This window comes from Mastigocoleus sp. MO_188.B34, assembly GCF_030065675.1.
Classification (GTDB): Bacteria; Cyanobacteriota; Cyanobacteriia; order Cyanobacteriales; family Nostocaceae; genus Mastigocoleus.
The window spans coordinates 20,949-27,471 of record NZ_JASJDK010000116.1 but is presented as its reverse complement, the minus strand read 5'-3'; the positions used below and the strand labels follow the sequence as shown (position 1 = coordinate 27,471).

At 37.1% G+C, this 6,523-nt stretch carries 5 protein-coding genes; 2 read left to right on the top strand and 3 right to left on the bottom strand.

Annotated elements, in window-relative coordinates; genetic code table 11:
• From QNJ50_RS22380 to QNJ50_RS22370, 3 genes are all read right to left on the bottom strand, one after another.
• Positions 1-1,175: SdrD B-like domain-containing protein (locus QNJ50_RS22380; RefSeq protein ID WP_300639696.1), on the bottom strand; the 1,175-nt coding region annotated here is incomplete at its 3' end.
• 557 nt (positions 1,176-1,732) lie between these two features.
• Positions 1,733-1,969, bottom strand: a complete 237-nt coding sequence (locus tag QNJ50_RS22375; protein WP_300639693.1) for a hypothetical protein — start codon at positions 1,967-1,969, stop codon at positions 1,733-1,735.
• Between the two features lie 619 nt (positions 1,970-2,588).
• Positions 2,589-3,533 carry a hypothetical protein gene (locus tag QNJ50_RS22370; RefSeq protein WP_300639690.1) on the bottom strand — a complete coding sequence of 315 codons (945 nt, stop codon included), beginning with the start codon at positions 3,531-3,533 and terminating at the stop codon, positions 2,589-2,591.
• A gap of 67 nt (positions 3,534-3,600) precedes the next feature.
• Between QNJ50_RS22370 and QNJ50_RS22365 the strand changes: the two genes are divergently transcribed.
• Complete coding sequence (locus QNJ50_RS22365) at positions 3,601-4,176, top strand: hypothetical protein (RefSeq protein ID WP_300639688.1); 576 nt, start codon at positions 3,601-3,603, stop codon at positions 4,174-4,176.
• A gap of 306 nt (positions 4,177-4,482) precedes the next feature.
• The gene (locus tag QNJ50_RS22360) at positions 4,483-6,444 is read left to right on the top strand and encodes a CHAT domain-containing protein (RefSeq protein WP_300639685.1); all 1,962 of its coding nucleotides are present in this window, start codon (positions 4,483-4,485) and stop codon (positions 6,442-6,444) included.
• Positions 6,445-6,523: the final 79 nt, after the last annotated feature.

Genomic DNA, 6,523 nt, shown 5'->3' with positions numbered 1-6,523 from the left:
TCAAATTTGTAATTACCGTTTGCATCGGTGGTAGTAGTTGCAGTAGTGTCGTCACCATTACCAATTACACCGTCATTTCCACCACCGGTTAAAGTAACCGTAACTCCCTCAACACCCCGTTCTCCTGCATCCTGAATTCCATCTTTATCAGAATCAAACCAAACGCGATCGCCTAAACTAGCTTGCTTATAAAAACCTGCATCTACCCTTGGGTCATATTCTCCAGGTGCTAGCGTTACTACATCAGAAGTTAGTCCATCAGAATCAATTGCATCATCATTACCCTGATTTCTTGGACTTGTATTATCGAAACCATCAGGTGTTTCAAACTGAACTTTGTAATCTCCTGCAACAACAGTAAAAGAATACTCACCGTTAGAATCAGTTTGTGTGGTATCTATAACTTCATGTGATTCAATTTCACCATCTCCGTCAACATCACTAAGGAGATTAACAGTTACACCTGCAATTCCAGCATCACCAGCATCTTGAATTCCATTAGCGTTGTTGTCTTCAAAAACCTTATCTCCCAATTTAGATAGTTCAACCGCAGCAATTACTATCTGTGCATCTGGATTACCATCACCATTTGTATCGGGAACAATAATCACGCCCATCTTTTGACCAAAAGTGGGAACAAACCCTTCACCATTTGCTTGGGCTGCAGCTATAATTTCATCAACACGTTCTTGTTCCCACAAATATCCTTCATAACCAACACCAACAACACTGGTGTCATCATCTATTAAAGTCCAGATCGCTCTTTGGATATCTGCAAAAGTGTATGTTCCAAAACCTCCAGGTGAAGATTGACCGGCGAAATCCTGATTCAAAATCCAATTCAAAAGATCTAAATTTTCAGGTTTTTCAATTAGGTTTGGACCAACTAACTCTGTAGGTAGTTCTTCATAACTAGAATAAACCTTTGCTGTGTAGCTGGTTCCAATCTCTGCTTGGTCAATTACGCCATTACCATTGTTATCTATTTCAAAATCAATTAAGCGATCTGCATCAATACAATAACCATCGAAGGTTCCGTTGAGCATATCTCCATCTTCGATGACCAAATCCATGTAGCTTTCATCACCTGATGCATTGGGATTCGCGTAAGGGTAGATAACTTTTTTCAGGGTGATTTGTTCTGGTAGCGCAGCACTTAATTTTGAGATATCCATAGTTCGCTGAAATTCTCTGTAGGTGGTTGATTTAAAGGAAATTTCTTAAAAGTCGGAATTGCAGAAATTAGGGATGATTTTTTATCAAAAGCTATATTAAAGTTCCCTAAATTCCTCAATCCTGGGAGACTTTGAGGATTGAAACTTATTAAATGAAATGAAACAGTTATTTATCTAATAAACGCAGATATACTTGTATCGATGGAGTATAGTAGCGATATTACGAGAGAAATTATTAATTTGAACTAATCCTCGGACTTGATAACTCGAGTAATAATTTTCCTGGATTAGCCCAAACTGAAAGTAAATACTGAAGTCTAAAGCTTAGGAATGAGAATTTAATAACCTGTAATTCTGAAATTTGGAATGGTGCGTTACGCGATGCTAACAGCACCCTACTTTTATACTTTATTTAATCCACATTCCTTTGTTTATATCGATAAGCCCATCTCGAGCATAGTAGAGGCATTCGACGGGCAAACTATCGACTACACTATACTAAGTTTGGCCTATTGCAAATATGATACATAGTATATTTACAATTACCAGTGCAGATGTTAGTTATTTTCTTGGTTTTTCTTTCCTAACTTTTTACTGACTAAAGCACCACCTAAAACTAAACTACCCAACATCAAAGAAGGCTCGGGAACTGGTTGTGGCTTTGGCTTTGGACCCTCACAACCAGGGATAAAACTTGACTCACATATACCTACTGCAGAAGCTGGAACAGAAGTGGAAACAGTAGCAACAGTTGCAACAACAGCAGCTAAGAAAAGTTTGTTGAAGGAATGCATATTTAAAACTCCGTTTATTAATCTTTGGTAGCTCTCTTTGAGCACATATTCTTTCTAACACCGTTTTCTCCGAGGTACCATAAAGCCTGCGTTAAGTTTAAATACGTAAGTATTTATTGGTAGTTTATGTTGATTTATCCGGGAATCTAAGTAATATATTAAGTAATTATGTCGGTTTTTTTGTGTTTGCTTCCCTTTTAACACCCATTAAATTATCATTATTATACCAAATTAGTTAATCATTATACTTTGCAGTGTGTGCAAAAAAGTGCATTAAAAGTCACGAAAAAGCTGATTTTCATATACCCTAATGCACTTTATGAGCGATGACTTGAAATACAAGTATTAATTACAACATTGAAGTGAGTCGCTTGCAGAATTGCTGCAAGTATTGAACATAATTCAAAATCTCAGGTTATGGATTGATATCAAATCCGGCTAATTACTTACTATCTCACTGGGAACATGCATGTGATGGAATTAATATGACGTCTAAAAGGATTCTGCAAACATGTTAATAAGCTGTTTAAATCCAAAAATAAGGATTAAAATTCTGGACACATTAACCATAAAGAAGGAAAGATTAGCTGCATACGTTATTTACTTCAATAAAGATGTTTTATTTCGGACGACTGAGAATTAACATCTGTACCTGACCCTGTTCTGCATTAATTGCTAATAATGGAGGACGCTGATTTGGTTTGGCTGGGGATGGTAATGCTGGAAATAGATAAGCCCAATTATTAGTTTGTAGCAATAAGCGCCAAGCTATAGGTTGTTCTAAATTTGTTTCTTTTCCCCATATTTGGTAAAACTGCTTAACATCGCCAACAATGCGGAAGTTGTTCAAAGAAGGGATTCTCTTTAAATTATCAAGCTCATTTTCATTCCCTAATTGGCGTCCAATCGCTAAATTTTCTTTTTTGGTAACTAAAGTAACTATAGGTCTAGTAGAGGTTTCATTGACTGCATCCCGGAAAGCATCAGCATGACCTTGGTATTGAGCGAACCAAAATAAAGCAGTCAATACCCAAGCAACGATCGCAATTTCATTACGGAGAGGTTGGGGGAAAATCTGAGTAAATGAACGTAATAGTTTGAATAAGTAAAAACCATGTAACTTTTTGATAAGAATAGCAAGAGAAATATTGTTACTAATAAATTTTTTGAGATTTTTTGGATAGAATCGAGATGGCAGCTTATTTACCAGTTGTCTCAGACGTATTCGTAACTTTGCAATCAATAACGGGGAGGGATATTTGTCATAGCTGATCCTAAATTCGTTAATTAGTAACAACGAAATCTTAATCATAAAAAAAGTAATTATAATTACAATGATACCAAGTATTATTTTATGTAAATCTCCTAGAAGCACTTGTATCGGTACTAGAAAAAACGACTCAAAAGGTAGTTGAATGGAATTAATGTCTAACTCAAAAAAGCTAAAGTAAGCCCAGCGATATACCCATCCTGTAAAGTAATTAAAAAGACCAATAATTCCAATTAAACTGGCAATACTCCCTAGAATATTGAGATTTTGATATTCATGCTTTTGTGGCTGCATAAAAGTAATGAAAGCGATTTACTCGATCTAATAAATATAATTTAATTAATATTTTCTTTACCTGACCATGAAAATATTTTTTGCAACATTGAGCTTTGCTTTGGCGTTTCTAATTGCTATTCCCGGAGAAAACGTATGGGCTATAACTAAAAGTACTGAAATAGCTCAAGAAAGCAGTAAAAAGGATAAAGAATCGATTCCCTTGGGGTTACATAATGTTGTGGAGATAATTCTCAAAAATGGAAGCTCAATATTCGGAACTCTAACGGGGTCTGACCCCCAGAAAAAAACTGTTCGAGTTACTCCCAAAAATGGTACTTCTCGCGTAGTTAAAGTTGAAGAAATTAAACGCATTGTTGCTGATAAGAAATCACCAGTATTTAATCATGATGGTAGAGGTAGAATTATCCGGGGTGAAGATACTGCCGAAGCAAAACAAAGCATTTGGTCTAATATTCCTCTGGATCAATTTCAGATAGAGGAAGGTAAAACAAATGTAGATTTATCAAATGTAGTTAACCCCAAACAGTTACGTGGTATTCGTGCGGTGGCTGTGAACAGTTTATATGTAGTGGATGAAATTGAGTTTGACGATTCGGGAAATATGACTATTAAAGTCACCCCTATTGACCAAAATAATTAAATATTTAAACAGGACTTACGCAACTAGCATAGTGCGATACCGCCACAATTAACACCGGGAACATCCCACTAAAACCTCCGGAATTGTTGTGTATGAATCTGTAGTTTCTAGGTGTTTGGTGCGCGAAGCACACCATTGAAGAGGAGCAGTTACATAAGTCTTGTTAAAATGCAAAATATAACCTACAGTCACACTGCGTTAACAAAATTAAACAGAAGACAGAAATTAATATCCTTATCTTTTCTGGGTCAATGCACCTTTTTGGTACTTGTTAGTTTATTTTTTGTTAGCAAATCAGTTGCTACTATGCCAGCAGTAAGGGGAGAAAAAGTAGCGCAACAGTCAAGTGTGAAACAAGATGGAACTCGCGCTGCTGCTGAAAAAGCATTTGAGGAGGGATTGAAATTATACCGACAAGGAACAGCAGAATCACTACGACAAGCAATTAAAAAGTGGGAAGAAGCACTATCGCTGTTTCGAAGGGTGGACGATAAGAAGCTAGAAGCTGTTACACTCACTCATATTGGTCTCGTCTACTCAGATTTAGGAGAAAAGCAAAAAGCACTTGAATTCTATAACCAAGTTTTACCTTTAGATCGTGCTGTGGGAGATAAAGGTGGGGAAGCTGTCACACTTAATAATATTGGTCTCGTCTACTCAGATTTAGGAGAAAAGCAAAAAGCACTTGAATTCTATAACCAAGCTTTACCTTTAGGTCGTGCTGTGGGAGATAAACGTGGGGAAGCTGTCACACTTAATAATATTGGTGTTTTTTACCAAGATACTAAGCAGCCCATTAAAGCCATCAATTATATGGAACAATCTGCGACCATCACCTTACAACTTCGTAACTATATTGGCAAAGAAAATCGCAAAACGTTTTTAGAAAACGAACAAGGTCGAGCAGTTGGTCTGATTGATTTACTCATCGACCAAAAGCAGCCAGAACGAGCTTTTGAATGGGCAAACCTTGCTACTGTAGCCGACTTAGCTGATTATTCCCGCCTTGTTGATGCAAAAGTTAACAATCCCGAAGCACAAAAAGCAATTGACGAATGGAATCAAAAGAATATTCGATTAGAAAGTCTGCGAAAGGGTTTGCAAGAAAAATTTTCACCACAACTATCTCAAAAAGTTAATCAATTACAGGAACAGCTTAATCAGGAAGCAGAAGAAATCAGAAATCGCTTTCTAGAAGTAGCAGACTTATTTGAAACCAAACCGACAGATATTACTCAACTACGAGCCAACATTACCACAGGTACAACAGTGGTTCAGCCTGTGCTGTTGACCAATATTAGAAATGTCCCCAATACGGTAGCTTTGTTTGTCTTAACCACAGACAAACTAACTGTTAAAAAAATACCTATTAACTCTAAGAAGTTTAACGCTTTACTAACACAGACTAATGCTTCATTAACTAACCGTTTTGACGAGCGATACCTTGACAACTTAGAACAACTATACAACATAATAATTCGCCCAGTTGAAGCTGAGATTCAAGCCACCAAACCCAAACAACTCAGTTTCATCGCCAGTGGTAAACTCCGCTACATCCCTTTTGAAGCACTCTACGACAGTAAAGCTGACCAATATCTGATTCAGAAATTACCTATTAGTTATCTGACTCGCCTTTCTAGCAATTCCCTGCAAGCAAAAGCAACACAAATTCCCGCATCTGCTAAAAAAGTTATGGCGTTTGGTAATCCAATTCCAAAGCCACCCCTAGCGCTACCAGGAGCAGAAGCAGAGGTGAAAAAAATTACTCAAGTTTTCCCTGGTAGTGAAGCGTTTATTAACGCTCAAGCTACTATGCATACTTTTAAAACCGAATCTCCGCGCTTTTCTCTTCTGCACTTAGCAACACATGGCTGTTTCCAAAAGGGTGGTTGTCCTAAATTGGGATTGGAAGAGAATACCTTGCTGTTTGCTGACCAAAAATTCAACATTCGCGATGCTGCTTTATTAGGACTGCAAAATACTGAATTAATTACTTTAAGTGCTTGTCAAACAGCGCTACAAACCGAATCTGATGGTCAAGAAATTTCTGGATTAGCTTACCTGTTTGAACGGGCTGGTGCTAAAGCCACGATCGCAAGTTTGTGGAGTGCTGATGATGAAACTACTCAGACAATTATGGTGGAATTTTACCAGAATATTAAGAAGGGAATGAATAAGGATGAAGCCTTACGTCAGGCGAAATTGAGCCAGATTGATAGTCATCCCTTCTTTTGGTCGCCTTTTGTGTTGATTGGGGATGCGAGGTAGATAATATTTGTTGTGTTGCAAAAATAGAATAACAATATTGAAAGTATAAAATTCCTTTTTCCAATACCTTCGCCAAAAA